Genomic DNA, 25,057 nt, shown 5'->3' on the forward strand with positions numbered 1-25,057 from the left:
CCCGTTCGTACAGACTTTCAGCGCCGTTAGCGCCGCTTTCAGTATGGCAGTTTGAGGATACTTTGGGAAAGCGCTTGCCAACCCGAACGCGAGCGGTGCATGATGGACGCACTGGGAATGCGCTTTCCCAATATCCCTTGAGTAACACTGCTCACTCACCGTGGAGGACACATGGGCTTCGAAACGAAGACAATCCGCATCGCCATGAACGGCATTACCGGCCGCATGGGATACCGCCAGCACCTGCTGCGCTCCATTCTTCCCATCCGTGACGCGGGGGGCTTCACGCTGGAGGACGGCACCAGAGTCCAGGTCGAACCCATCCTGGTGGGCCGCAATGAAGCCAAGATCCGCGAACTGGCCGAACTGCACAAGGTGGCCGAGTGGACCACGGACCTTGATTCCGTGATCAATGACCCCACCGTGGACATCATCTTCGACGCCTCCATGACCAGCCTCCGCGCTGCCACGCTCAAGAAGGCAATGCTGGCCGGCAAGCACATCTTCACCGAGAAGCCCACGGCCGAGTCCCTCGAAGAGGCCATCGAGTTGGCCCGCATCGGCAAAGAAGCCGGCGTCACCGCCGGTGTTGTGCACGACAAGCTGTACCTGCCCGGCCTGGTCAAGCTCCGCCGCCTCGTGGACGAAGGCTTCTTCGGCCGCATCCTGTCCATCCGCGGCGAATTCGGCTACTGGGTCTTCGAAGGCGACGTCCAGGCAGCACAGCGACCGTCCTGGAACTACCGCAAAGAAGACGGCGGCGGCATGACCACGGACATGTTCTGCCATTGGAACTACGTCCTCGAAGGCATTATCGGCAAGGTCAAGAGCGTCAACGCCAAGACCGCCACCCACATCCCGGCCCGCTGGGACGAGGCAGGCAAGGAGTACAAAGCCACGGCGGACGACGCCTCCTACGGCATCTTCGAACTCGAAACGCCGGCGGGCGAGCCGGTCATCGGCCAGATCAACTCCTCTTGGGCTGTCCGCGTCTACCGCGACGAGCTTGTGGAATTCCAGATCGACGGCACGCACGGTTCGGCCGTTGCCGGACTCAACAAGTGCGTAGCCCAGCAGCGTGCCCACACCCCCAAGCCCGTCTGGAACCCGGACCTGCCCGTCACGGAATCCTTCCGCAGCCAGTGGCAGGAAGTCCCTGCCAACGCCGAGCTGGATAACGGCTTCAAGCTGCAGTGGGAAGAGTTCCTGCGCGACGTGGTGGCCGGCCGCGAGCACCGCTTCGGCCTGTTGTCCGCCGCCCGCGGCGTCCAGCTCGCCGAGCTTGGCCTGCAGTCCAACGACGAACGCCGCACCATCGACATCCCGGAGATCACGCTCTGATGACTTCCCTGATTCTTCCCACCCACGGCGGCGGCACCCGCGAGTACCGCCTCCAGGGCGGCGTGTCGTGGGCCCGCCCCACCGTCCCGCTCACGTCGCGGCGTGCCTACGCCGCCGCGCACGTCATTCCCGAGGTCCTGGCGGACAACACGCCAGGTGCCCCGGCCAGCCTCGACTGGGACGCCACCCTGGCGTACCGGCACGAACTCTGGTCCTACGGCCTCGGTGTCGCCGATGCGATGGACACCGCCCAGCGCGGCATGGGCCTGGACTGGGCCGCAACCCAGCAGCTCATCAAGCGCACCGGTGTGGAGGCCGCTTCGGTGGTCGCTGCCGGTGGCCCCGCTACCGCCGGGAAGACTGTGCGCGATCTCGTCTCGTGCGGCGCCGGCACCGACCAGCTGGACCTCGCGGCACTGCCCACCGGCAACGCAGGACTCGCCGCTGTCCTGGACGCCTACCGCGAGCAGATCGCCGTCGTCAGTGAAGCCGGACCCAAGATCATCCTGATGGCTTCCCGGGCGCTGGCCCGCGTGGCCAACGGTCCGGACGACTACCTGCACGTCTACTCCACGTTGCTGCAGGAAGTGGACCAGCCCGTCATCCTGCACTGGCTCGGAACCATGTTCGATCCCGCGCTGGCCGGCTACTGGGGTTCGGACGACGTCGCTGCCGCGACCGAGACCTTTCTGTCCCTTGTCCGCCAGCACGCGGACAAGGTGGACGGCGTGAAGGTATCGCTGCTGGATGCTTCGCACGAGGTTGCCCTGCGCGCTGCCCTGCCGGAAGGGGTCTGCCTCTACACCGGCGACGACTTCAACTACCCGGAACTGATCGACGGCGACGGCAGCCACCACTCGGACGCGCTGCTGGGCATCTTCGCTGCGATCTACCCTGCCGCATCGGTTGCGCTGCAGAAGTACGACGCCGGCAAGGCTGAGGAAGCGCGCGCCATCCTGGACTCCACCCGCGAGCTCGGCAAGCACATCTTCAGCGCCCCCACGTTCTACTACAAGACCGGGATCGCCTTCATGTCATGGCTCAACGGCAGGCAGCCCGGCTTCCAGATGGTGGGCGGCCTGCACTCCGGCCGCTCCGTCTGCCACCTGGCCAAGACCTTCGAACTTGCCGACCAGGCAGGGCTGCTGAAGGACCCGGCGCTCGCCGCGTTCCGGATGTCCGACTACCTGCGCATCAACGGAGTGGGAGTATGACATCCAATTCAGAACCGTCCCCTTTTTCACGGCTTTCCCTGAACAGCGCCACCACCAAGAAGCTGACGCTTGCCGAAGTTGTTGGTGGCTGTGTACGCGCCGGAATCCCCGCGATCGCCCCGTGGCGCGACCGGGTTGAAGAAGCGGGGCTGGACAAGGCCGCGAAGCTGATCAAGGACGCGGGCCTCCGGGTGTCCTCCCTGTGCCGCGGCGGCTTCCTGACAGCGCCCGACGCTGAGGGCCAGGCCGCCGCCCTGGCGGACAACCGCGCGGCCGTCCTCGAAGCCGCTGCGCTGGACACCAGGGAACTCTTCATGGTGGTCGGCGGCCTGGCGCCGGGGGAGAAGGACGTGGTGGCAGCCCGCCAGCGCGTTGCCGACCGCCTCGCCGATCTTGTCCCGTTCGCCACCGAGAACGGCATCCGGCTGGTGCTCGAACCCCTGCACCCCATGTACGCAGCGGACCGCGCCGTCATTTCGACCCTGGGCCAGGCCCTGGATCTTGCAGCCCCGTTTAATGCTCAGGCGGTGGGCGTCGCCGTCGACACCTTCCACGTCTGGTGGGACCCGGACCTGAAGGCCCAGATTGTACGTGCTGGCAGGGACGGGCGCATCGCCTCCTACCAGGTGTGTGACTTCAACATGCCCATAGCGGCCGATCCACTGCTGTCCCGCGGATTTATGGGCGACGGCGTCATCGACTTCGCCACCATCGGCACCTGGGTCAGGGACGCCGGGTACACCGGGGACATCGAAGTTGAAATCTTCAACCAGGAGATCTGGGACGCCGACGGAGATGCTGTCATGGAGACCGTCAAGGCCCGCTACGCGGAACTCGTCCTGCCCTACGTCTGATTCACACCGCAGGTTCGTAACACTCACACAACGAAGAACACCCCCGGTCCGAAGACCGGGGGTGTTCTTCGCTGACCGGCCCATCCGTAGCGGAGGTGCTGGTTCAACAACTTGTGCCCCAGGAGGGAATCGAACCCCCGACCGGCGGATTAGAAGGCCGCTGCTCTATCCCCTGAGCTACTGGGGCACGTGGCGCCACGACGATAGATCCGGCGCATCAAAAGTCTACATTGCCCCGACGCGCAGCAGCGTCAGCGTCGCGCACTGCCGGTACTCCTCCTCAACAGGGCGGTTGCAGGCAGGGTTGTGCACATACGCGAAGTTGTCCCTCGCGGTCCGGTGCCGTCCGCGCGAAGCTGGTTCTGCCGCTAAGGCGCTACCTTTCGAGACAGGACAAGACGATGACTGACTACCAAACATTCCGGGGCTTCGTTGCCACGGATATCAAGACCTCCACGACTCCGGGCGGCGTTGGCACCGCCTCGTTCCGCCTCGGTTCAACGGCGCGGCGTTTTGACCGGGCCACCAGCACCTGGGTGGATAGCCACACCAACTGGTTCAACGTCCAGGGCTACCGTCAGCTTGCCGGAAACATGGCCTGCAGCATCAAGAAGGGCCAGTGCGTCATCGTCGTTGGCCGGCTCAAGCTGCGCAGCTGGGAGAAAGACGGCCGGGTCTACCATTCGGCCGAAATCGATGCGGATTCCGTGGGTCACGACCTCAAGCGCGGTTCGGCCAACTACATCCGTACCAGCGACACCGGACTGCACCTCGTCTCAGACAACGGCGCGGCAGGGCAGGAGGCGTCAGCGGAGGGCAGCGGCGTCGGCCCCGCTGATCCTGACGAGGACGGCGGAGACCCGGAAGAAGGGGAGCACACGGACGACGACGCTGCAGCGTTGGGAGTCTTCCACGAGGATGCAGACGGCAACCGCATTCCGGTGGATGCTGAAACAGGCGAGCTCGCCGGAGCCACCGTCTGAAAGTGCTGGCGTTGGATACCGCACGGGACGCGGGCGGGCCCGGGGCCGGCAGTCCGCCCGCGCCGGGACCGTTCCGTCCCAGGCGTGGCCGCGTGGCAGAATGGCGGCATGAATCGCGCGACGGACAACCGGCAGGCAACCCCAATCACCAGCCGGGCCACCCGTTCCCGGCGGTTTGGGGCACGTGCGGGTCGGGCGCCTGCGGCGCTCGCCGGAAGCCTCCTGATGGTTCTTGCGCTTGCAGCCTGCACTGGCAGCTCCCCAACGGCGGCAGGCACGGGCGCTGCCACGCCCGGCGAAATGGCACCCCCCTCGGGGCTGGCAACCACGGGCTCCACCCAGCCGGCCGCCACGTCCCCGGCGGAGGATCCGGACACCGTGGCGATGAAACAGACTGTGACGGATGCGCTGGGGAAGCTGGCGGCGGGGACACCAAAGCCAGCCACAGCCCAGGTGACAGATGCCCTGACCGGCGCCGGGATTTCCCCGCCGGCGCTCGAAGTGTCGGCGAGCCGGACGCCTACCGGGCTGGAAGCTGATGCCATTGAGGTCGCTGTGTTGCAGGGCACGGACTGCGTGGTGGGACAGGTCCGTGACGGCAAGGTCACCGTTATCATTCTGCCTGTCTTGGCCAGCGGCAAGTGTTTCGTGGGAGCGGCTGCCTGACGCCTCGAATGTGAGTTAAGCCCGCCAACCCACTAGATTTGGAACCATGGCGGAATTTATCTACACAATGACCAATGCCCGCAAGGCAGTTGGCGAAAAACTCATTCTTGACAACGTAAGCATGTCGTTCTTCCCGGGCGCCAAAATCGGTGTTGTAGGCCCGAACGGTGCCGGTAAGTCCACCATCCTGAAGATCATGGCCGGACTGGACATTCCCTCCAACGGTGAGGCCCGGCTCAGCCCCGGTTACACCGTGGGGATCCTGTTGCAGGAACCGCCACTGAACGAGGAAAAGACTGTCCTGGGCAACGTCCAGGAAGGCGTTGGCGAGATCTACGGCAAGATCCAGCGCTTCAACGAGATCTCCGAGGAAATGGCCAGCCCCGACGCTGACTTCGACGTCCTGCTTGAAGAAATGGGTCAGCTGCAGGAAGCCATTGACGCTGCTGAGGCCTGGGATCTCGACTCCCAGCTTGAGCAGGCCATGGACGCCCTCCGCTGCCCGCCCGCGGACGCCGACGTGACGCTGCTCTCCGGCGGTGAGCGCCGCCGCGTGGCCCTCTGCAAGCTCCTGCTGCAGAAGCCCGACCTCCTGCTCCTGGACGAGCCCACCAACCACCTCGACGCCGAGAGCGTGCTGTGGCTGGAACAGCACCTCTCCAGCTACGCCGGCGCAGTCCTTGCCGTCACCCACGACCGGTACTTCCTTGACCACGTCGCGGAATGGATCGCCGAGGTTGACCGCGGCCACCTGTACCCCTACGAAGGCAACTACTCCACGTACCTGGAGAAGAAGCGTGCCCGCCTGGAAGTCCAGGGCAAAAAGGACGCCAAGCAGGCCAAGCGCCTCACCGAGGAACTCGAGTGGGTACGCTCCAACGCCAAAGGCCGCCAGACCAAGTCCAAGGCCCGTCTGGCCCGCTACGAGGAGATGGCTGCCGAGGCTGACCGCACCCGCAAGCTTGACTTCGAAGAGATCCAGATCCCGCCGGGCCCGCGCCTGGGCGGGCTGGTCCTGGAAGCCAGGAACCTGCAGAAGGGCTTCGACGACCGCACCCTGATCGACGGACTGTCCTTCACGCTTCCCCGCAACGGCATCGTCGGCGTCATCGGCCCCAACGGCGTGGGCAAGTCCACGCTGTTCAAAACCATCATTGGCCTGGAGCCGCTCGACGGCGGTGAGCTGAAGATCGGCGATTCTGTCAAGATCTCCTACGCGGACCAGAGCCGCGGCGGCATCGACCCGAACAAGACCCTGTGGGAAGTTGTTTCGGACGGCCTCGATTACATCCAGGTGGGCCAGGTCGAAATGCCGTCCCGCGCCTACGTTGCCGCTTTCGGCTTCAAGGGTCCGGACCAGCAGAAGAAGGCCGGGGTGCTCTCCGGTGGTGAGCGCAACCGCCTCAACCTTGCACTGACGCTCAAACAGGGCGGTAACCTGCTGCTCCTTGACGAACCCACTAACGACCTCGACGTCGAAACGCTCAGCAGCCTTGAAAACGCGCTGCTGGAGTTCCCCGGCTGCGCCGTGGTGGTATCGCACGACCGCTGGTTCCTGGACCGGGTGGCCACACACATCCTGGCCTACGAAGGCGACGAGGAAAACCCCGCCAAGTGGTACTGGTTCGAGGGCAACTTCGAATCCTACGAGGAGAACAAGGTAGAGCGGCTCGGACCCGATGCGGCCAAGCCGCACCGCGTGACGCACCGCCGCCTCACCCGCGACTGATCGCAAAGAAGGCCGGCACCCCGTCAGGGTGTCGGCCTTTCTGCTGCCTGCCGGGAGCCAGTCAGCCCGCTCTGCCAGCGGGCTCAGTCAGCCCGCTCAGCCTCAGTTCCGCCCGGCCTTGCGGATCTGGTGCTCCAGGACTTTGGACTGGAACGCGCCAACTACTTTGTTTTTCAGGTCGGTGGGAACCCGGACCATGCCCTCCTGCGCCACCGAGGCAACGTGCTGCCCGGCCCGGTTGAAAATTTTGCCCGTTGCGAGGCCGCGGGCTCCCTGGGCGCTGGGGGATTCCTGGACGTAGAGCAGCCATTCGTCCACCCGGGCGGGACGGTGCCACCACATGGCGTGGTCGAGGCTGGCGACACTCATGCCGGGCGTGATCCAGCTCAGCCCGTGGCGGCGCAGGATGGATTCCAGCAGCGTGTAGTCGCTGGCGTAGGCCAGGGCGGCCCGGTGCAGGTTTGAATCATCGGGCATGGGCCCGAACGTCTTCATCCAGACGGCGTTCCGGGCCTCCTTCTTGCCTTTGGCCGAAACGTAGAGCGGCGGGTCGACGTGCCGGATATCAAAGGGCCGCTCGTAAGCCCAATGCTGGGCGATGGGGTGGTCGAACTTGCCCAGCAGGTCGGCCGTGCTCGGCAGCGACTCAGGATCGGGAATGCCGGCGGGCATCTTGGATTCGTGGTCGAGGCCTTCGTCCAGGTCCTGGAAGGACGCGATCATCGAAAGGATGGGCACCCCTTCCTGGTAGGCATGGACACGCCTCGCCGAAAAGGACCGGCCGTCACGCAGGCGCTGGACACCGAACGTGATGGGCTTGTTGGCGTCGCCGGGCCGGAGGAAATAGCCATGCATGGAATGGACAAACCGTTCCGGGTCCACCGTCCTCATGGAAGCGACCAGCGACTGGGCCAGCACCTGGCCGCCGAACACACGCTGCCGGGGCTGCTGCTGCGATGGGCCAAGGAAGATGTCCTCATCCGTCCGGGCGCCCTCAAGCTCACCAAGGTCCAGGAGCTGGATGAGCGTTTCGGTGGGGTCGCCGCTGGGTGGCGCCAGCAGTCCGGTTTCGGCTTCAGTCATGGATCGACTCTAGACGCCGCCCGGCCGCTGCTCAACCAAGCTGCAGCCGGTAGTGTTCTTAATGTGTCTGACCTACTTACGAAGTCCTTCCGGTTCGCCGACCCGCGTGATCTCGCCGATCTGCGAACATTCACCACCCGTGCCAAGACGGTCGACGACGGCGCCATCCGGCTTCAGGCCGCAGGTTCCGTTCTCGCGGCCTACGTGTGCATTCTGCGGCCCCGCCTGTTGGGCGAATCCACCCCCACCATCCTGGGCCTGCGCACCATGGCGCTGGCGGAACCTTCCGCGATTGACGTGACGGTACCGCTCTCAGCCGTTCTTGACCGGCTTGCCAGGGCAGGGGAGGACGACGTCGAGCTGCCGGTTCCGCCGTCCACCGTCACCGAATCGTGGACAGGCGTCGGCGCACCGCGCACCGGCTGGGAACTGGTGGGTGCGTTGTCGGATGCTGAACTCCGGCGCGCGGCCGAAGCCGGCATCACCGAAGTGGCGGGCATCATGCCCGCCCAGCCGGGGGCGCTGATCGTCAACAACGCACGCGCCGCTGTGTGGGGCCGGGCCCTTGATGACTCCGGCCTTCCGGCAGGAGCCGCCTTCGCGGCCCTCACCCTGGGATTCCTCGCAGACGCGGACCAGAAGCTGTACCGGGCGGGCCGTTGGTTCCGCCTCAGTGGTCCACGCGGCCACGTCCTGGCACGCACCGGCAGCGGCCTCTAAAACCCGGCCAGCCGCCGTCGTACGCGCCCATACGCTAAGCCCGAAGGCCGCGTCAGGCCTCCGACGGGCTGTTCACCATGGACAGGGCGGCGCGTTCCATGTAGTCCCAGAGCGTTCCCTCGTACAAGGGTGGCAGTTCCAGGGCATCGACAGCGGTCCGCATGTGGAACAGCCAGCGGTCCTTGGCCTCCGGCGTGACCCGGAACGGTATGTGGCGCATCCGCAGGCGCGGGTGGCCGCGTTCCTCGCCGTACGTGGTGGGGCCGCCCCAGTACTGCTCCAGGAACATCAGGAACCGCCGTTTGGCCGGTTCGAGGTCCTCCTCCGGGTACATCGGGCGCAACAGCGGGTCCGTGGCTACGCCGTCGTAAAAGACATCGATCAGCTTGACGAACGTCTCGTGGCCGCCCACGGCGTTGTAGAAGTTGTCCGTGTAGCCGGGCTGGCTGAAGGGATCGTTCTGCATAAGCTGGCGTGGCTGCTGCGGCTCGGCGGGTATGGTCATGTCTCTATTCTCCGGCCTTTTGCTCGGTCTTTTTCGCCTCGGTGGCGGGCGCACTCAGGGCAGTGTCCGGCCCGGCGGCCGGCAAGTCCGGCACTGGCACGTAGTTGCCCTGCGAACGGTTGCCGACGCGAAGGATCTCGCCATTGCGGAGGTACCAGATGGCGCCGTCCTCCGAGCGGACCCGGGTGATGCGCAGCCCCATTGACTCGACCACACCCACTACTTCGCTGGTTTCGATGACGTCGCCGATCCCGTACTGGTCTTCGATGGTGATGAAGATCCCGGCGAGGAAGTCACGGATCAGCTGCTGCGCGCCAAAACCGATGGCGATACCCAGGATTCCCACGCTGGTCAGCAGCGGGGCGATGTTGATGTCCAGGTTCTGCAGCACGTACATGGTGGTGATCACGGCCACCAGAACTCCGACGATGCTGTTGAGCAGGGAACCGATGGTTTCCGCCCGCTGCACGCGGCGCTCGTGATCCAGGGCCCGCAGGGCGGGTGCAACCCACTTGAAGTGCGGTTTCTTGAAGAAATTGGTACCCGACGCCACTCGCTTGCTGATCCGGGAAATTACGAAGGTGGCCACCAGCCATATCGCGATTCCGACGCCAAGGCTGATCACAATGCCCGTAATGCTGACGCCGCTTGGCTGCGAGGTGAGGGGCGGGGGTGTAAGCGACATCGTGCTGAACATAGAGGTAAAACTCCTTGGGGGGTCACCGGCGGCGGCCGGGGGGATGACGTCGGCCCATGCACAGGTTCGCCCGCGGCATAAGGCTCTGTTCTCCTTCAACCCTAGCGCCGTAGCGTGGCCCCATGCGCATCCTCATTCTGGGCGGAACCGCCTTTCTCTCGTCTGAAATCGCCAGGCAGTCCGTTTCCGCAGGTCACACAGTCGCGTGCCTGGCCCGCGGATCCGCGACGGAACCGCCAGCCGGCGTCCAGTGGGTAAGAGCGGACCGTTCACTCGGCGTGAACAGCTATGCACAGGTGGCAAGGGACTGGGACGCGGTGATTGACGTGGCTCGCGATCCTGTCCCTGCCAAGGAGGCGCTGACCGCACTGGCCCACCGGACCGCCCACTGGACGTTTGTGTCCAGCTGCTCCGTCTACGCAGACCATTCGACGCCGGGAGCGGCTGAGGACGCTGACCTGCTGGCACCGCTGCCAGCAGGCACGGAATCCACTCCGGATTAGCGGCCCCGGTGACGGGACGGACCGGTACGGCTACTGGCCTGCGAGGTTCGCCAGGGACGACGGCCCGGCCGTGGTCCCGGATATCGACGCCCACGCCACGCAGGTCATTGATGTGCGGGACCTGGCGGCCTGGGTCCTCGATGCTGCCCGGCGTGGGGTGACGGGGCCGCTGAACGCCGTGGGGGACCAGGTGCCCTTTGGCAACTACATCGAGGCGGCCAAAACAGTGGCCGAATACCGGGGCGAAGTCCTCAAGGCCCCGGAGGATTGGCTGGTGGAGCACGGGATCGACTACTGGGCCGGACCGGATTCCCTCCCGCTGTGGCTGCCGCCCGGCCACGAGGGGTTCTGCAGCCGCGGCAACCACGCCGCCAGGGCCGCCGGGCTGGCCATAAGACCCTGGCAGGAAACACTGGCGGACACACTGGAGGACGAACGACGCCGCGGCCTGGACCGCCCCCGCAAGGCAGGGCTCACGCCCGCCACCGAAGCACGGCTGGCAGAGGAGCTTGTTCGAAGCCGCTGAGTCCGGCCGGACGCGAACTGGGTAGCACCCCACCCATGTAGGTCGCACTAACTGTCGTTATGACTTCCCATAACGACAGTTAGTGCGACCCAGTTGGGTCTCAGGCCACCAGGGTCACGGGCGAATGATCCACGGGGAAGTTGACGCTGCGGGCGATGAAACAGACCGCGTTGGCTTCGCGGTGAAGCTGTTCAGCCAGATCCACATGGGCCGCGTCCGCCACGGTCACCCTCGGGTTCAGCGTGACGGACTCGAACTGTCCGCTGCCGTCGCGGTTCAGCCGCATCACACCGGTGGCGTCGTCCTGATAGTCGGTCACCACCACCCCGTGCTTCACCGCCACATGCAGGAACGACAGCATGTGGCACTGCGCCAACGCCGCCAGGAGCAGCTGCTCCGGGTTGTAGCGGTCACGGTCCCCATGGAACGTCGGATCGGCGGAACCGGGCAGGACCGGCAGCCCGGGGATCCGGATGTCGTGGTCCCGTGAGTAGCCCCGGTACGACGACGTGCCGTTACCCAGGTTGCCGGTCCACTGCACCGTCAGGGAATAGTGGTGCTCGCCCAGGCCCACGGCGCCGGCCTAGGCTTCGCCCGGCAGCACGTCGGCCGCGCGTGCCCGCAACGCCCGGGCCACGCCGTCCCGGTTTTCCAGCATCATGCGGCGCAGGGCGCTGCTGTCGGCCGGAAGCCCGGCGAGGAAAGCATCCGTCCGGTCCACCGTTGCCTGCGTGGTCAGCAATGCCGGATAAAGCCCGACGACGATCTGCTGGGCGAGTGCGTGTGTGCGGTTTGCCACGATCCCGGGAACAGCCTCGAAGTACTTTTCCGCATACGGCTCGAGCAGCGAACGGTCCAGCACCCGCATGAAGCCTGTGACGGCTGAACCCTGGAGCGCATTGGAGAGTTCTCCCGTGACCACGATCGAGTCCCACGCTGCGGCCTTGGCTTCGGCGGTGGGGATGGCGGCCGTGGCCAGCGCCGCGGCGTTCTGTCCGCTGGCAGTGTTGTCGCGCTCCAGTTCGGCGTCGATCTGTGCCTGGCCCCGCCGGCCACCGGCCACCACGGACGCCAGCAGCTCCCAGCGCAGGTCCTGGTCGACGGCCAGCCCCTCCAGGGTGGCGGTGCCGTCCAGGAGCCCGGCGACGGTGTCCTGCTGGCCTGTGCTGCCGGCCAGCAGGGCAAACGACTTCACAAACTGCAGCTGGGCGTCGGACCCGCCAAGCGCTGCGCTGGCAAGGTCCCACAGCGTGTCCACGGCGGCGACCGTGGTGGCCTCGCGGTGCTCCTCGGCCACATAGAAGTTCAGCGTGGTGGCCAGCTGGCGCAGCTGGACCAGGATCACCGAAGAATCCGATTCCGCGGCCACGTTGGCCAGGATCAGCTCCACATACCGGCGCGCCGGGGACTCGCCGTCGCGGGCAGCGTCCCAGGCGGAGTTCCACACCAGGGTGCGCGGCAGGCTCTCGCTGAAGTCCTTCAGGTGCGCCGTTGCCGTGGCGAGGGACTTCTCGTCCAGCCGGACCTTGGCGTAGGCGAGGTCGTCGTCGTTGACCAGGATCAGGTCAGGCTGCGCCAGGCCCGCCAGTTCCGGGACCTCGGTGCGCTCGCCGTCGACGTCGAGCTCCTCGCGGTGCACGCGCTCCAGCTTGCCCGAGCTGTTCAGGTTGTAGAACCCGACGGCGAGCCGGTGCGGACGGATGGTGGGCCACTCCTCGACGGCTGACTGCACGATGGTGAAGGACATCAGCGTCCCGGAGCCGTCAACGGAGAGCTCCGGCTTGAGCGTATTGACGCCGGCGGTCTCCAGCCAGAGGCGGCCCCACTGGTCCAGGTCGCGGCCGCTGGCCTTCTCCAGCTCCACCATGAGGTCGCTCAGCTCGGTGTTCTGCCAGGCGTGCTTCGCGAAATACTCCCGGACCCCGGCCATAAACTGCTCCGGCCCCACCCAGGCCACCAGCTGGCGCAGGACCGAGGCGCCCTTGGCGTAGGTGATGCCGTCGAAGTTGACCTCCACGTCCTGCAGGTCGCTGATGTCGGCGAAGATCGGGTGCGTCGTGGGCAGCTGGTCCTGGCGGTAGGCCCAGGACTTCTCCACCGAGGCGAAAGTGGTCCACGCGCTCGTGAAGGACGTGTTTTCCACGGCCGCGAGGTGGGACATGTATTCGGCGAAGGATTCGTTGAGCCAGAGGTCGTTCCACCAGCGCATGGTCACCAGGTCGCCGAACCACATGTGGGCGAGTTCGTGCAGCACGGTGATGGCCCGGCGCTCGATCTGGGCCCCGGTCACCTTGCTCCGGAAAACGTAGCCTTCCAGGATGGTCACCGCGCCGGCATTCTCCATGGCGCCCGCGTTGAACTCAGGCACAAAGAGCTGGTCGTACTTCTCGAACGGGTACGGGAAGCCGAACTGCGCCTCGAAGAATTCGAAGCCCTGACGGGTCAGCTCGAAGATGTTGTCCGCGTCGAGATATTGCATCAGGGACTTCCGGGCAAAAACTCCCAGCGGGATCACCCGGCCGTCGGAACTGGCCACTTCGCTGCGGACTGACTGGTACGGGCCGGCGATCAGGGCGGTGACGTAGGAGGACAGCCGCGGTGTGGGGGCGAACGTCCAGACGGAGCGGGCGCCGCCGTCGTCCCCTGGTGTGGCTTCCACCGGGGCAGTGGTGGGGGAGTTGGAGATGACATCCCAGTGCGACGGCGCGGTGACCGTGAATCTGAAGGTGCCCTTGAGGTCGGGCTGCTCAAACACCGCGAACATCCGGCGCGAATCGGGAACCTCGAACTGGGTGTACAGGTATACCTCGTGGTCCACCGGATCCACAAAACGGTGCAGGCCTTCGCCGGTGTTCATGTACGGCGCGTCGGCCACCACCGTGAGCTCGTTGGCCGCCGCCAGGTCCGGCAACTGGATCCGGATACCGTCGGACACTGCCGCAGGGTCCAGGGCGTGCCCGTTGAGCGTGACGCTGTGCACGGCATGCGTTACGGCGTCGATGAAAGTGGTGGAACCCGGCACTGCCGTGAACTTCACCGTGGTGGTGGTCCCGAAGACCTTCCCGCCCCTGGTCAGGTCGAGGATGACATCGTAGGAGTCAACGTTGATGAGTGCGGCACGCTCGCGGGCTTCGGCGCGAGTCAGGTTCATACCTGGCAAGTGGGGCCTCCAGAAGGGGTTGCGGTTGCCGGCGGGCGGTGGCCTGCACCGGCACAGTGAAGTCATTCTGTCACGGCCTCCGGCGGGAGTAGCGTTAATGCATGGGAAAGTTCCGGGATTCGGTGGACACCAAGGCACTGCGCTTCGCCGTCGGCTTTCCCGTGGTCCTGGCGGCGGCTTTTGTGTTCTGCGCCTTCTTGCTGCGTCCCGATCTTCCTGACCCCGTAGCCATCAGCTGGACGGCCGACGGCGGCGCCTCCTTTGCCCCGTTCGGCGCCTATGCGGGCGGCGGCGCGCTGCTTATCATCGCCTCAGGCTGGCTGGTCATGTTCCAGGCGGCACCGCTGTCCCGGCCCGCTGTGATGCGCCGGATCATGATGGGGACGGGACTGTTCCTGAGCCTGTTCATCACCAGCGTCCTGGCGGCCGGGCTGGTGGGGCAGGCCGGCCTCGCGGACGCCCGGGAGTCCCGGGTGGATCTCACGGTTCTCGCATTGGGCAGCGGGGCGGCGTTGTCGCTGGGTGTCATCATGGGCTTCGTGTTCAAGGCGGACCGGCAGTGGTCGCTTGACGACGACCGGGCCCTGGAGCTGGCCCTCGCCCGCGAGCTTGACCCGGAGCTTGCGGGGGACACGTTCCGGATGTGGGTGCACGCCCGCAGCTCGGTCTTTGTGATGATCGCGGTGGCCAGCCTGTTCCCGGCCGCGCTGATCGCTGTGGCGCTTCCCTGGCTCGGGGCCCTGGTGGCTGCCCTCGCTGTGGTGGCCGCTGCTTTCCTCTGCGCCCGTGTCAAGGCCGATCGCCGCGGCCTGCGTGTCCTGGTGGCCGGAGTGCTGCCGGTCATGGATGTGCCGGCGGCCGCGATCTCCACCGCAAGTGCCGCGGACGTCCGCGCCGCCGACTACGGCGGGTGGGGCTACCGCAACCACAGCGGCACCGCCGCGATGCTGGTCAGCAGCGGCCCCGCCGTCGTCGTTCATCAAACAGATGGGCGCAACCTTACGGTCAGCGGCGGCAGCCCGGCATCCGCGGCCCGGCTGGCGGAAGTCCTGACCCGGGTGGCTGCCAGGGCGCACGGGGGCACTTCCGGCGAACGCGCGCCGGAGTCTGAGTCCTAGTAACCTTGTCCCTGATGATCTGACCCTGGCCTGAACCAGCACTGCTGGCCCCGGCGCCGAAACGAACGGATATTGCTGTGACTTCTTCCCCTGCCTTCCCGCGGGTACACATCGCCACCGACCACGCAGGCATGGAACTCAGCGCCCACCTGGTCAGCCACCTCACGGCCAAGGGCTACGACGTGGTGGACCACGGCCCCAAGGAATACGACGCCCTGGACGACTACCCGTCCTTCTGCATCAACGCAGCGCTCGCCGTCGTCGCTGACCAGCAGGCAGGAATCCACGCCCTGGGCATCGTCCTGGGCGGCTCGGGCAACGGTGAGCAGATCGCCGCCAACAAGGTCAAGGGGGTCCGCGCAGCCCTCGCCTGGAACCACTCCACCGCAACTTTGGCACGCGAACACAACGACGCCAACGTGGTGGCCGTTGGCGGCCGCCAGCACACTGTCGGGGAAGCAACCGAACTGATCGAGGCGTTCCTGGCTGAGCCCTTCAGCAACGACGAAAGGCACGTCCGCCGCATCGGCAAGATCGCGGCTTACGAAACCACCGGCGAGGTCATCGATTAGTGCCCGAAGGGCATTCAGTCCGCCGCCTGGCGCAACAGTTCGGGGACGTCTTTACCGGGGAATCGCTATCCGTGAGCAGCCCGCAGGGCCGGTTCGTTGCCGGCGCAGCCCTGCTGGACGGCCAGGTCCTGACGGATTCGCGCGCCCACGGCAAGCATCTCTTCCTGCATTTTGACCACGCCGTGGTGCTGCACGTCCACCTGGGGCTCTACGGGGCCTGGGACTTCGGCGGCGACGCGACCTTCAGCGGGGCCTCCAGCATCGGTGCCCCGCGGAAGATCGGGGAGCGCGAGGTTTTCGAGGACCCCGAAATTACCGACGACGCCGGGATGGTTGAGTACGAGGGCCCGCCCGAGCCCCGCGGCGCCGTGCGTGTCCGGCTGGTCAGCAAGCATGGCTGGGCGGACCTCCGCGGTGCCACCACTTGCGCGGCTATCACCGAGGCAGAAGCCCGGGCCGTCCTGGCCCGGCTGGGGCCGGATCCGCTGCACAACCATCCCGCGGACAGGACCCGCTTTGTGACGGGCCTTTTGTCCCGCAAGACGTCCATCGCAGCGCTGCTGATGGACCAGAAGGTGATTGCCGGCGTCGGGAATGTCTTCCGGGCCGAAGTGCTGTTCCGGCAGCGGCTGGATCCGTGGCTGCCGGGTACTGGACTCTCCAGCAGCGCCGCCGGTCTGTTGTGGGATGACACAGCCGCAGTTATGGCCGACGGCGTCCGCGACGGGCGGATCATCACCACACCGCCGGTGTATTGGGAGCCGGATAACCGGGAACCGGGGGCGCTCCTGCCCACGGGCGGCGACGCCCACTTTGTGTACAAGCGCGAAGGGCAGCCCTGCCGGGTCTGCGCCGTGCCGGTGGCCATCACCGAAATGGTGGGCCGCAAGCTCTACTGGTGCCCCGGCTGCCAGCAGTAGCCAACCCCAGCCGGCCAAACAAATAAGCAGGGCCCCTCAGCTGAGGGGCCCTGCTTATATGGAGGGGACGACGGGAATCGAACCCGCGTAATCAGTTTGGAAGACTGAGGCTTTACCATTAAGCTACGTCCCCGGAAAAATACAGCTCAGCTGTTGCGTCGGGCTGCTCTGCGTTTCTTCGGGCTGGCTGTTGAAGCCGGATACAACTAAACCTAATTCATGCCCCACGTGTCAAATGTGCAAAGAACGCCCGGATGACCGTAGACTTGCCTGTGCACTTACGGGGTGTAGCTCAGCTTGGCTAGAGCACCTGCTTTGGGAGCAGGAAGTCGCAGGTTCAAATCCTGTCACCCCGACTCTGCGGCTCGGGCCGTGCAAGCGGCCCGGGCAGAAAAATGCGTTTGCAGAAACCCATCCCACAAACCCAGGAGTACTTAGACCGTGAAGAGCGCTGTCGAGAACCTCACCCCCACGCGGGTCAAGCTCAATGTTGAGGTCCCTTTTGAGGAATTGAAGCCCAGCATCGACGAGGCATACAAGACTGTTGCTTCGCAGATCCAGGTCCCTGGCTTCCGTAAGGGCAAGGTCCCGTCCAAGCTGATTGATCAGCGCGTTGGCCGCGGCTACGTCCTGGAGACGGCCATCAACGAAGGCCTCAACGGCTGGTACCAGGCTGCAGTCCAGGAATCCGGCATCCGCCCCCTGAGCCGTCCCGAGGTTGAAATCACCGAAGTTCCGGACCCCACTTCCACGGACGGGGAACTGAAGTTCCACGCCGAGGTTGATATCCGTCCGGAGATCGAACTCCCGGACTACGCCGGCATCAAGGTCGAGGTAGCCGCAGCGGAGTCCTCCGACGAAGACGTTGACAAGGCCCTGGATGAACTGCGCGGCCGCTTCGGCACGCTGAAGTCCGTGGACCGCCCGGCCGCCGATGGCGACTTCCTGACCATCGACATCACCGCCACCATTGACGGGGCCGACGTTGATTCCGCGTCCGGCCTGTCCTACCAGGTGGGCACCGAAACCATGCTCGAGGGCCTGGACGAGGCCGTGACCGGCCTCAGCGTTGACGAGGACGCCATCTTCGAAACCACCCTGGTGGGCGGTGACCACGCCGGCGAGTCCGCCCAGGTGAAGGTTGTTGTCAAGGCCGTCAAGGAGCGCGAGCTTCCCGAGGCCAACGACGACTTCGCCCAGCTGGCCTCCGAGTTCGACACCCTTGCCGAACTCCGTGAGGACCTGGCCAAGCAGGCCGCCGAATCGAAGGTTGTTGAGCAGGGTGTAGAGGCCCGCGACAAGGTCCTGGACAAGCTCGTTGAGCTCATTGAGGTTCCGGTTCCCGACTCCGTGGTTGAAGAGCAGGTCGACGCCCACTTCAAGGAGGGCAACGGCCACGGTGAAGGCGAACACGACACCGAAGAGCACCGCGAAGAGGTCAAGGCCAACACCGCCCGCGCCTTCCAGAATGAAGTCATCCTCGACGCCATTGCCGAAAAGGAAGAAGTCAATGTCAGCCAGGCTGAGCTGATCGACTACATCGTCAGCGCGGCCAGCCAGTACGGCATGGACCCGAACCAATTCGCCCAGATCATCGATCAGAGCGGCCAGGTTCCCATGATGGTTTCCGAGGTCCGCCGCCGGAAGGCACTGGCCGTTGTCCTGGGCCAGGCCACCGTGACCGACACCGAGGGCAAGACCGTTGACCTCAGCGACTTCGTCCGCCCCGGCGGCGAAGAAGAGGCTCCCGCCGTTGAGGCCGAGTCCGCTGAAGACACTAACGCCGAGACCGCGGCCACCCCGAGTGACGACCCGGCAGCCGTGAAGTTCTAGCACGCCCCTGGTAGTGCGACTGAAGGCAGCCCCCGGACCAATAGGTCCGGGGGCTGCCTTGGTTAACGGGCTCTCGTAGGGATCGTGCGCCGTCAGCGAACAGCGCGATTCCCGCGAACAAATCGGCCACCAAACCGGTTAGTGTCCAAGTAGTGAAGTTCAGTGATGTCACCGTCACCAGCGAGAGGTAAGTACACATGTCACAGCACGCAGAGGCCCCCCGGATGGCGACTGTAGATCCGGCCGGCCAGGACAACTACATCTACAACCGCCTCCTGAAGGAGCGCATCATCTGGCTGGGCTCCGAGGTGCGTGACGACAACGCCAACGCCATCTGCTCGCAGCTGCTGCTCCTGTCCGCCGAGAACCCGGAAAAGGACATCTACCTTTACATCAACTCTCCCGGCGGCTCCGTGACCGCGGGCATGGCCATCTATGACACCATGCAGTTCATCCCGAACGACGTCGTCACCGTCGCCACCGGCCTGGCAGCCTCCATGGGCCAGTTCCTGCTCTCCTCAGGCACCAAGGGCAAGCGCTACGCCACCCCCAACGCCCGCGTCCTGATGCACCAGCCCTCCGGCGGCATCGGCGGCACGGCCTCGGACATTAAGATCCAGGCCGAGCTGATCCTGCACATGAAGAAGGTCATGGCCGAATTGACCGCGGACCAGACCGGCCAGTCAGTGGATACCATCCTCAAGGACAATGACCGCGACAAGTGGTTCACCGCGCCTGAAGCCCTCGAATACGGCTTCTTCGACAAGATCGCGGCCCACGCCGGTTCCGTCTCCGGCGGCGGCGGCACCGCCAACGGCACCTCCGGCGAGTCAGCATCCGAGAAGTAACCCGGCACTTAGAACACTTAGATCAGGAGCAACAAAAATGACTTACAACTTCGGATCGACTGCCGGTAACCTTCCGACCAGCCGCTACGTCCTTCCCCAGTTCGAAGAGCGCACGCCTTACGGCTTTAAGCGCCAGGACCCCTACACCAAGCTGTTCGAGGACCGCATCATCTTCCTCGGCGTCCAGATCGATGACGCCTCCGCTGATGACGTCATGGCCCAGTTGCTGGTCCTCGAGTCCACCGACCCGGACCGCGACATCACGCTCTACATCAACTCCCCTGGCGGCTCCTTCACGGCCATGACCGCGATCTACGACACCATGACGTACATCCGGCCGGAGATCCAGACCGTCTGCCTCGGCCAGGCCGCCAGCGCCGCCGCCGTGATCCTCGCAGCCGGCACCCCGGGCAAGCGCCTGGCCCTGCCCAACGCCCGTGTCCTGATCCACCAGCCGGCCCTGTCCGGCGGCCAGGGCGGACAGGCCTCGGACCTGGAGATCCAGGCCGCGGAAGTTATGCGGATGCGCGCCTGGCTTGAGGACACGCTGGCGCACCACTCGGGCCGCACCCCGGAGCAGGTCAACAACGACATCGAGCGCGACAAGATCCTGACCGCCGCCGAGGCCCTGGATTACGGCCTCATCGACCAGGTCCTTGATTCCCGCAAGATGAAGCCGCAGGCAATCACCAGGTAGCCAGCCTCGTCGACGGCCGGTGCGGTCCAGTAATTTGGGCCGCACCGGCCTTCGCTTTCCACCCTTGGACGCAATTGTGACCTAGAGTGGAAGATGTCACGGCCGGTCCTCCCAGGCCCGCCACGATTCCAGCAACGGTGCACAGCTGCCTGGCAGCAAGATACTAAAGGGGTTCACATATGGCTCGGATTGGCGAGAGCACGGATCTGCTGAAGTGTTCTTTCTGCGGAAAGAGCCAGAAGCAGGTGCGCAAGCTCATTGCCGGGCCCGGTGTCTATATCTGCGACGAATGCATTGAGCTCTGCAACGAGATCATTGAGGAAGAGCTCGCGGAAGTCGCCGATCTGGGAAGCTTCGAGCTGCCCAAGCCCCGCGAGATCTTCGACTTCCTGCAGGAATACGTCATCGGCCAGGAACCCGCCAAGCGTTCCCTCGCCGTCGCCGTCTACAACCACTACAAGCGGATCCAGGCCGGCCACGCCCCCAAGAGCGGCAGCCTCGCCGAGGGCGGCCACCACGACGACGTCGAAATCGCCAAGTCCAACATCCTCCTGATCGGTCCCACCGGCTGCGGCAAAACCTACCTTGCCCAGACACTGGCGCGGCGACTGAATGTTCCGTTTGCTGTTGCCGACGCCACGGCGCTCACCGAAGCCGGCTATGTGGGTGAGGACGTGGAGAACATCCTCCTCAAGCTCATCCAGTCGGCCGATTACGACGTCAAAAAGGCCGAACAGGGCATCATCTACATTGACGAAATCGACAAGATTTCGCGTAAAAGCGAAAACCCCTCCATCACCCGGGACGTCTCCGGTGAGGGCGTGCAGCAGGCCCTCCTGAAGATCCTCGAAGGAACCGTGGCCTCCGTTCCGCCCCAGGGCGGACGCAAGCACCCCCACCAGGAATTCATCCAGATCGACACCACCAACGTGCTGTTTATCGTGGCGGGCGCCTTTGCCGGGCTGGAAGAGATCATTGGTTCGCGTTCCGGGCGCAAGGGCATCGGCTTCGGCGCGCCCCTCAACGATGCCAGCAACAAGGTGGACTCCTACGGCGAGGTGATGCCCGAGGACCTCCTGAAATTCGGTCTCATCCCGGAATTCATCGGCCGCCTGCCCGTGATCACCACGGTCTCCAGCCTGGACCGCGACGCCCTCATCCAGATCCTCTCCACGCCGAAGAACGCGCTGGTCAAGCAGTACCAGAAGATGTTCCAGATCGACGGCGTGGAACTCGTTTTTGATGACGACGCCCTCAACGCCATCGCCGACCAGGCCCTTGAGCGTGGCACCGGTGCCCGCGGCCTGCGCGCCATCATGGAAGAAGTGCTGCTCCCGGTCATGTTCGACCTCCCCAGCCGCGAAGACGTGGCCAGCGTGGTCATCACCGCTGACGTTGTCCTCAGCAAGGCCGAGCCCACCCTCATTCCGCACGTGACCAAGCGACGCAAGTCCGCCTGACACGTCCACCACCCCGCCCGACACTTCCGCCTTCCCTCCCGCACGCCCAGGAACAGAGGACTCATGCATGACTGAAACAACCATCAACCAGGCCGATTTCTGGTTTGATCCGCTGTGCCCGTTCGCCTGGATCACGTCACGCTGGATCGGCGAGGTCGAGGCTGTCCGCGACATCAAAACGGTCTGGCATGTAATGAGCCTGTCTGTCCTGAACGAGGGCCGGGACCTGGAACCCGCGTACCGCGAGGCCATGGACAAGGCGTGGGGTCCGGTCCGGGTCGTCATCGCGGCCCAGGAGCAGCACGGCGACCACGTGGTGAAGCCGCTCTACGACGCCATGGGCATACTGATTCATCAGGGCGGGGAGAAGGACTTCGGCGTTGTCATCAGCAAGGCACTGGCTGAGTGCGGACTCCCGGCCAGTCTGTCAGACGTTGCCACCACGGACGCCTTTGACACCCAGCTGCGGGCCAGCCATGAGGAGGGCATCTCGCTGGTGGGGCACGACGTCGGCACGCCGGTTGTTGCCTTCAACGGAGCCGCTTTCTTTGGCCCCGTGCTGACCCGCATCCCGCGCGGCGAGCAGGCGGGCCTGCTGTGGGATGCCACCGTCACACTGGCCTCGTACCCGCACTTCTTCGAGATTAAGCGCAGTCGCAGCGAACGTCCCGAATTCAACTGACGCAGACAGCAAAGAGCCCCGGACGAACTACTCTGATGTAGTTCTTCCGGGGCTCTTGCGCATCCCAACCGTCGGGACAACAATGGATCTTACCCACTTCGAAAGAAGCGGGACGCAGGAACCAAAGATTCAGTGATATGTATCCGACGCAGCCATCGGCAAAGTCAGATACAAGCTACCAGTGACGAGGTAGGAAGACCTGAAGATCCAAGGATCCTGCCAGACCATCAAAGACGTCACCAGGATGGCCGAAAAGTCGAAGCCCCACCAACGGCAAAACGCTGATGGGGCTTCCCCTTTGCCCAAAAACAGGTCACGCCTTGGGCTGTTCCTCCGGAGCGGCCAGCACGACATCGCTGACGGTCAGTTCGCCGTCGCCTGCCACCAGGGTCAGTTCGCGGGCGTTCGAGGCTGCCTTCAGGTCGCCAAGTCCGGCCTTCAGCTGCGTGGTCAGGAATTCCGACGCCGTGATGGTGGCGGAGAGGACCTCGGTGCGCTGCTTGACCTTGGCCTCGGACTTGGCCTTGCGGACACCGCTCAGGGCCGTGCCAACGGTGGCAAGCAGGGTGGTGTCGCCGTCCACGTCCACTGCGGTGGGCCACTGTGCACGGTGTACGGAGCCGTTGCGCCACCAGCCCCAGACCTCTTCGGTGGCGAAGGGCAGGAACGGGGCGAACAGGCGCAGCAGCGTGTCCAGGCTGGTGGCGAGAGCTGCCAGCACGGAGGCCTGCTCAGCGTCGCCGGCGGCACCGTAGGCGCGGTCCTTGATGAGCTCCACGTAATCGTCCGTGAACTGCCAGAAGAAGCTCTCGGTGATCTGCAGGGCCCGGGCGTAATCGTAGTTCTCGAACGCCTTGGTGGACTGGCGCACCACATCGGCCAGCTGGGCCAGCACCGCGCGGTCCAACGGGTTGGTCAGCACCGAGAGATCGGTGGAGACCACGGAATTCTCCGTCGCCCCCAGGTTCAGGACGAACTTTGAGGCGTTCAGCAGCTTGATGGCAAGGCGGCGGCCGATCTTCATCTGCGCGATCTCGTACGCCGTATCCGCGCCGAGCTTGGCGGACGTGGCCCAGTAGCGGACGGCGTCGGAGCCGAATTCGTCCAGCACATCGGTGGGAACCACCACGTTGCCCTTGGACTTGGACATCTTCTTCCGGTCCGGGTCCAGGATCCAGCCGGAGATGGCGGCATGCTTCCACGGCGCGGCGTGCTGCAGCGCATCAGCCTGGACTACCGAGGAGAACAGCCAGGTGCGGATGATGTCGTGGCCCTGGGGGCGCAGGTCAAACGGGAAGACCTTGGCGAAGAGGTCTTCGTCCCGGCTCCAGCCGCCCACAATCTGCGGCGTCAGGGAAGACGTGGCCCACGTATCCAGGATGTCGGCGTCGCCGGCGAAGCCACCAGGAACGCCGCGCTGGGCTTCGTCGTAACCGGGTGCGGCATCGGCCGCGGGGTCAACCGGCAGCTGCTCGTCCAGGGGCACGATCGGGGCGTCGTACCGCGGGTTGCCCTCGGCGTCCAGCGGGTACCAGACGGGAATGGGCACACCGAAGAAGCGCTGGCGGGACACGAGCCAGTCGCCGTTCAGCCCGGAGATCCAGTTCTCGAAGCGGGACCGCATAAAGGCCGGGTGGAAGTCGATCTCGTGGCCGCGCGCGATCAGGCGGGCGCGGCGCTCTTCGTCGCGGCCGCCGTTGCGGTAGTACCACTGGCGTGAGGTGACAACCTCGAGGGGCTTGTCGCCCTTTTCGTAGAAGTTCACAGGGTGCATGATCTTCTTCGGTTCGCCGTCGATCAGATCTTCGGCGGCCAGGAGCTCCACCACTGTTTCCTTGGCGCTGAAGACGGTCTTGCCGGCAATGGCTTCGTAGGCGGTGCGCCCTGCATCGGTGGTGATCCAGTCCGGGGTTTCGCCGACGATGCGGCCGTCCCGGCCAACGATGGCACGGGTGGGCAGCTGGAGTTCCCGCCACCAGGTGACGTCGGTGAGGTCACCGAACGTGCACACCATGGCGATGCCGGAGCCCTTGTCCGCCTTGGCCAGCGCGTGGGCCTTGACCTCAACCTCAACACCGAAGACCGGGGACGTGACCATCTTGCCGAACAGCGGCTGGTACCGCTCGTCGTCGGGGTTTGCAACGAGGGCGGCGCAGGCTGCCAGCAGTTCGGGACGGGTGGTCTCGACATAGATCTTTTCACCGTCTTCGGTGAAGAACGGGTAGCGGTAGTACGCGCCGGCAACTTCGCGGTCTTCGAGTTCCGCCTGGGCCACGGCCGTGCGGAAGGTGATGTCCCAGAGGGTTGGCGCTTCGGCCATGTACGCGTCGCCGGCTGCCAGGTTGGCCAGGAAGGCGCGCTGGGAGACTTCGCGGGAGGCGTCATCGATGGTCCGGTACGTCAGCTGCCAGTCCACGGAAAGTCCGAGCTGCTGGAACAGGCTTTCGAACACCTTCTCGTCCTCCACGGCAAGTTCTTCACACAGCTCGATGAAGTTCCGGCGCGAGACGACGTCGAAATCGCGCTGGTTCTTGGCGGGCTCCGCCGGAGCCCGGTAGTCGGCGTCGTACGGGATGGCCGGATCGCAGCGCACGCCGTAGTAGTTCTGGACGCGGCGCTCGGTGGGCAGGCCGTTGTCATCCCAACCCATCGGGTAGAACACGTTCTTGCCGATCATGCGCTGGTAGCGGGCCAGCACGTCCGTCTGCGTGAAGGAGAACATGTGCCCCACGTGCAGGGAGCCAGATGCGGTGGGTGGGGGAGTGTCGATCGAGTAGACCTGCTCCCGGGTGGTGTCCGGGTTGAACTTGTAGGTCCCTTCGGCAAGCCAGCGCTGCGTGAGGGCAGCTTCGAGCCCCTCAAGGGCGGGCTTGTCCGGAACGTTGATAGGGGCGGTGGAGGGCGTGTCTGTACCCTGAGTGTCTTCAGCCATCTGGCAATTGTTTC

Annotated in this window: 21 protein-coding genes, 3 tRNA genes and 1 pseudogene; 17 read left to right on the forward strand and 8 right to left on the reverse strand. The window is 65.2% G+C overall.

Translation table 11 applies throughout. The annotated features are described in order from the left end of the window. Nucleotides 1-171: 171 nt before the first annotated feature. The 3 genes from NG698_RS09650 to NG698_RS09660 are packed head-to-tail and all read left to right on the forward strand — an operon-like array spanning nucleotide 172 to nucleotide 3,409. Nucleotides 172-1,341, forward strand: a complete 1,170-nt coding sequence (locus NG698_RS09650; RefSeq protein WP_252609466.1) for a Gfo/Idh/MocA family protein — start codon at nucleotides 172-174, stop codon at nucleotides 1,339-1,341. Beyond that, nucleotides 1,341-2,555: a dihydrodipicolinate synthase family protein gene (locus tag NG698_RS09655; RefSeq protein ID WP_252609468.1), complete on the forward strand. Its 1,215-nt coding sequence runs from the start codon at nucleotides 1,341-1,343 to the stop codon at nucleotides 2,553-2,555. Before NG698_RS09650 ends, NG698_RS09655 begins: the two co-directional genes overlap by 1 nt. Next, the gene (locus NG698_RS09660) at nucleotides 2,552-3,409 is read left to right on the forward strand and encodes a sugar phosphate isomerase/epimerase family protein (RefSeq protein WP_252609470.1); all 858 of its coding nucleotides are present in this window, start codon (nucleotides 2,552-2,554) and stop codon (nucleotides 3,407-3,409) included. Before NG698_RS09655 ends, NG698_RS09660 begins: the two co-directional genes overlap by 4 nt. A gap of 114 nt (nucleotides 3,410-3,523) precedes the next feature. On the opposite strand, the gene NG698_RS09665 is transcribed toward NG698_RS09660, so the two are convergent. After that, nucleotides 3,524-3,596, reverse strand: a tRNA-Arg gene (locus tag NG698_RS09665). A gap of 214 nt (nucleotides 3,597-3,810) precedes the next feature. Here NG698_RS09665 and NG698_RS09670 point away from each other — a divergent pair. The 3 genes from NG698_RS09670 to ettA all read left to right on the forward strand — a co-directional run bounded on the left by NG698_RS09670 (nucleotide 3,811) and on the right by ettA (nucleotide 6,787). Further along, nucleotides 3,811-4,392 (forward strand): single-stranded DNA-binding protein, encoded by a 582-nt coding sequence (locus NG698_RS09670; RefSeq protein ID WP_252599543.1) that lies wholly within the window; start codon nucleotides 3,811-3,813, stop codon nucleotides 4,390-4,392. 108 nt (nucleotides 4,393-4,500) lie between these two features. After that, nucleotides 4,501-5,058, forward strand: a complete 558-nt coding sequence (locus NG698_RS09675; protein ID WP_252609472.1) for a DUF6993 domain-containing protein — start codon at nucleotides 4,501-4,503, stop codon at nucleotides 5,056-5,058. A 46-nt stretch (nucleotides 5,059-5,104) separates the two neighbouring features. Continuing rightward, the gene (ettA, locus tag NG698_RS09680) at nucleotides 5,105-6,787 is read left to right on the forward strand and encodes an energy-dependent translational throttle protein EttA (RefSeq protein ID WP_058932192.1); all 1,683 of its coding nucleotides are present in this window, start codon (nucleotides 5,105-5,107) and stop codon (nucleotides 6,785-6,787) included. A 102-nt stretch (nucleotides 6,788-6,889) separates the two neighbouring features. On the opposite strand, the gene NG698_RS09685 is transcribed toward ettA, so the two are convergent. Next, complete coding sequence (locus NG698_RS09685) at nucleotides 6,890-7,870, reverse strand: acyl-CoA thioesterase (RefSeq protein ID WP_252599541.1); 981 nt, start codon at nucleotides 7,868-7,870, stop codon at nucleotides 6,890-6,892. 63 nt (nucleotides 7,871-7,933) lie between these two features. On the opposite strand from NG698_RS09685, the gene NG698_RS09690 reads away from it, so the two are divergent. Then, complete coding sequence (locus NG698_RS09690; RefSeq protein WP_104060850.1) at nucleotides 7,934-8,590, forward strand: DUF8185 domain-containing protein; 657 nt, start codon at nucleotides 7,934-7,936, stop codon at nucleotides 8,588-8,590. 52 nt (nucleotides 8,591-8,642) lie between these two features. On the opposite strand, the gene NG698_RS09695 is transcribed toward NG698_RS09690, so the two are convergent. Continuing rightward, complete coding sequence (locus NG698_RS09695; RefSeq protein WP_305884324.1) at nucleotides 8,643-9,095, reverse strand: globin; 453 nt, start codon at nucleotides 9,093-9,095, stop codon at nucleotides 8,643-8,645. Between the two features lie 4 nt (nucleotides 9,096-9,099). After that, nucleotides 9,100-9,792 carry a mechanosensitive ion channel family protein gene (locus NG698_RS09700; protein ID WP_252599540.1) on the reverse strand — a complete coding sequence of 231 codons (693 nt, stop codon included), beginning with the start codon at nucleotides 9,790-9,792 and terminating at the stop codon, nucleotides 9,100-9,102. Between the two features lie 122 nt (nucleotides 9,793-9,914). On the opposite strand from NG698_RS09700, the pseudogene NG698_RS09705 reads away from it, so the two are divergent. Beyond that, nucleotides 9,915-10,821: pseudogene (locus tag NG698_RS09705) on the forward strand (Rossmann-fold NAD(P)-binding domain-containing protein). Between the two features lie 100 nt (nucleotides 10,822-10,921). Here NG698_RS09705 and NG698_RS09710 read toward each other — a convergent pair. Both NG698_RS09710 and pepN read right to left on the reverse strand, forming a co-directional pair. Then, a complete protein-coding gene (locus NG698_RS09710; protein ID WP_252599538.1) occupies nucleotides 10,922-11,395 on the reverse strand; it encodes an OsmC family protein in 474 nt (157 codons plus the stop codon). A 9-nt stretch (nucleotides 11,396-11,404) separates the two neighbouring features. Further along, complete coding sequence (gene pepN, locus NG698_RS09715) at nucleotides 11,405-13,972, reverse strand: aminopeptidase N (RefSeq protein WP_252609474.1); 2,568 nt, start codon at nucleotides 13,970-13,972, stop codon at nucleotides 11,405-11,407. A gap of 110 nt (nucleotides 13,973-14,082) precedes the next feature. Here pepN and NG698_RS09720 point away from each other — a divergent pair, with 110 nt between their 5' ends. The 3 genes from NG698_RS09720 (at nucleotide 14,083) to NG698_RS09730 (ending at nucleotide 16,591) form a co-directional block, all read left to right on the forward strand. Further along, nucleotides 14,083-15,099, forward strand: a complete 1,017-nt coding sequence (locus NG698_RS09720) for a hypothetical protein (RefSeq protein WP_252609476.1) — start codon at nucleotides 14,083-14,085, stop codon at nucleotides 15,097-15,099. Nucleotides 15,100-15,176: 77 nt separating this feature from the next. Further along, entirely contained in the window at nucleotides 15,177-15,671 is a 495-nt protein-coding gene (locus NG698_RS09725) for a ribose-5-phosphate isomerase (protein WP_252609477.1), read from the forward strand. Further along, the gene (locus tag NG698_RS09730) at nucleotides 15,671-16,591 is read left to right on the forward strand and encodes an Fpg/Nei family DNA glycosylase (protein WP_252609478.1); all 921 of its coding nucleotides are present in this window, start codon (nucleotides 15,671-15,673) and stop codon (nucleotides 16,589-16,591) included. The genes NG698_RS09725 and NG698_RS09730 overlap by 1 nt, the downstream gene beginning before the upstream one ends. A gap of 59 nt (nucleotides 16,592-16,650) precedes the next feature. Here the strand turns inward: NG698_RS09730 and NG698_RS09735 are convergent. Continuing rightward, a tRNA-Gly gene (locus NG698_RS09735) sits at nucleotides 16,651-16,724 on the reverse strand. A 148-nt stretch (nucleotides 16,725-16,872) separates the two neighbouring features. Between NG698_RS09735 and NG698_RS09740 the strand changes: the two genes are divergently transcribed. From NG698_RS09740 to NG698_RS09765, 6 genes are all read left to right on the forward strand, one after another. Further along, nucleotides 16,873-16,947, forward strand: a tRNA-Pro gene (locus NG698_RS09740). A gap of 85 nt (nucleotides 16,948-17,032) precedes the next feature. Next, the gene (gene tig / locus NG698_RS09745; protein WP_058932203.1) at nucleotides 17,033-18,424 is read left to right on the forward strand and encodes a trigger factor; all 1,392 of its coding nucleotides are present in this window, start codon (nucleotides 17,033-17,035) and stop codon (nucleotides 18,422-18,424) included. A 224-nt stretch (nucleotides 18,425-18,648) separates the two neighbouring features. Next, nucleotides 18,649-19,272, forward strand: coding sequence for an ATP-dependent Clp protease proteolytic subunit (locus tag NG698_RS09750; protein WP_252609614.1), 624 nt, complete (start codon nucleotides 18,649-18,651; stop codon nucleotides 19,270-19,272). Between the two features lie 37 nt (nucleotides 19,273-19,309). Then, nucleotides 19,310-19,969 carry an ATP-dependent Clp protease proteolytic subunit gene (locus NG698_RS09755; RefSeq protein ID WP_056340578.1) on the forward strand — a complete coding sequence of 220 codons (660 nt, stop codon included), beginning with the start codon at nucleotides 19,310-19,312 and terminating at the stop codon, nucleotides 19,967-19,969. Nucleotides 19,970-20,148: 179 nt separating this feature from the next. Continuing rightward, on the forward strand, nucleotides 20,149-21,429 hold the full coding sequence (clpX, locus tag NG698_RS09760) for an ATP-dependent Clp protease ATP-binding subunit ClpX (protein ID WP_056340575.1): 1,281 nt from the start codon (nucleotides 20,149-20,151) through the stop codon (nucleotides 21,427-21,429). Between the two features lie 67 nt (nucleotides 21,430-21,496). Further along, nucleotides 21,497-22,111, forward strand: coding sequence for a mycothiol-dependent nitroreductase Rv2466c family protein (locus tag NG698_RS09765; RefSeq protein WP_252609479.1), 615 nt, complete (start codon nucleotides 21,497-21,499; stop codon nucleotides 22,109-22,111). 313 nt (nucleotides 22,112-22,424) lie between these two features. Here NG698_RS09765 and valS read toward each other — a convergent pair whose 3' ends face one another. Beyond that, a complete protein-coding gene (gene valS, locus NG698_RS09770) occupies nucleotides 22,425-25,043 on the reverse strand; it encodes a valine--tRNA ligase (protein ID WP_252609480.1) in 2,619 nt (872 codons plus the stop codon). Nucleotides 25,044-25,057 lie beyond the last annotated feature (14 nt).

The organism is Pseudarthrobacter raffinosi, from assembly GCF_023913735.1.
GTDB classification, from domain to species: Bacteria; Actinomycetota; Actinomycetes; order Actinomycetales; family Micrococcaceae; genus Arthrobacter; species Arthrobacter raffinosi.

Bases quoted from the DNA above. Each gene is read 5' to 3' on its own strand.
- NG698_RS09650 (WP_252609466.1), top strand. From the start codon at position 172: ATGGGCTTCGAAACGAAGACAATCCGCATCGCCATGAACGGCATTACC.
- NG698_RS09655 (WP_252609468.1), top strand. From the start codon at position 1,341: ATGACTTCCCTGATTCTTCCCACCCACGGCGGCGGCACCCGCGAGTAC.
- NG698_RS09660 (WP_252609470.1), top strand. From the start codon at position 2,552: ATGACATCCAATTCAGAACCGTCCCCTTTTTCACGGCTTTCCCTGAAC.
- NG698_RS09670 (WP_252599543.1), top strand. From the start codon at position 3,811: ATGACTGACTACCAAACATTCCGGGGCTTCGTTGCCACGGATATCAAG.
- NG698_RS09675 (WP_252609472.1), top strand. From the start codon at position 4,501: ATGAATCGCGCGACGGACAACCGGCAGGCAACCCCAATCACCAGCCGG.
- ettA (WP_058932192.1), top strand. From the start codon at position 5,105: ATGGCGGAATTTATCTACACAATGACCAATGCCCGCAAGGCAGTTGGC.
- NG698_RS09685 (WP_252599541.1), bottom strand. From the start codon at position 7,870: ATGACTGAAGCCGAAACCGGACTGCTGGCGCCACCCAGCGGCGACCCC.
- NG698_RS09695 (WP_305884324.1), bottom strand. From the start codon at position 9,095: ATGACCATACCCGCCGAGCCGCAGCAGCCACGCCAGCTTATGCAGAAC.
- NG698_RS09700 (WP_252599540.1), bottom strand. From the start codon at position 9,792: ATGTTCAGCACGATGTCGCTTACACCCCCGCCCCTCACCTCGCAGCCA.
- pepN (WP_252609474.1), bottom strand. From the start codon at position 13,972: ATGAACCTGACTCGCGCCGAAGCCCGCGAGCGTGCCGCACTCATCAAC.
- NG698_RS09720 (WP_252609476.1), top strand. From the start codon at position 14,083: ATGGGAAAGTTCCGGGATTCGGTGGACACCAAGGCACTGCGCTTCGCC.
- NG698_RS09750 (WP_252609614.1), top strand. From the start codon at position 18,649: ATGGCGACTGTAGATCCGGCCGGCCAGGACAACTACATCTACAACCGC.
- NG698_RS09755 (WP_056340578.1), top strand. From the start codon at position 19,310: ATGACTTACAACTTCGGATCGACTGCCGGTAACCTTCCGACCAGCCGC.
- clpX (WP_056340575.1), top strand. From the start codon at position 20,149: ATGGCTCGGATTGGCGAGAGCACGGATCTGCTGAAGTGTTCTTTCTGC.
- NG698_RS09765 (WP_252609479.1), top strand. From the start codon at position 21,497: ATGACTGAAACAACCATCAACCAGGCCGATTTCTGGTTTGATCCGCTG.
- valS (WP_252609480.1), bottom strand. From the start codon at position 25,043: ATGGCTGAAGACACTCAGGGTACAGACACGCCCTCCACCGCCCCTATC.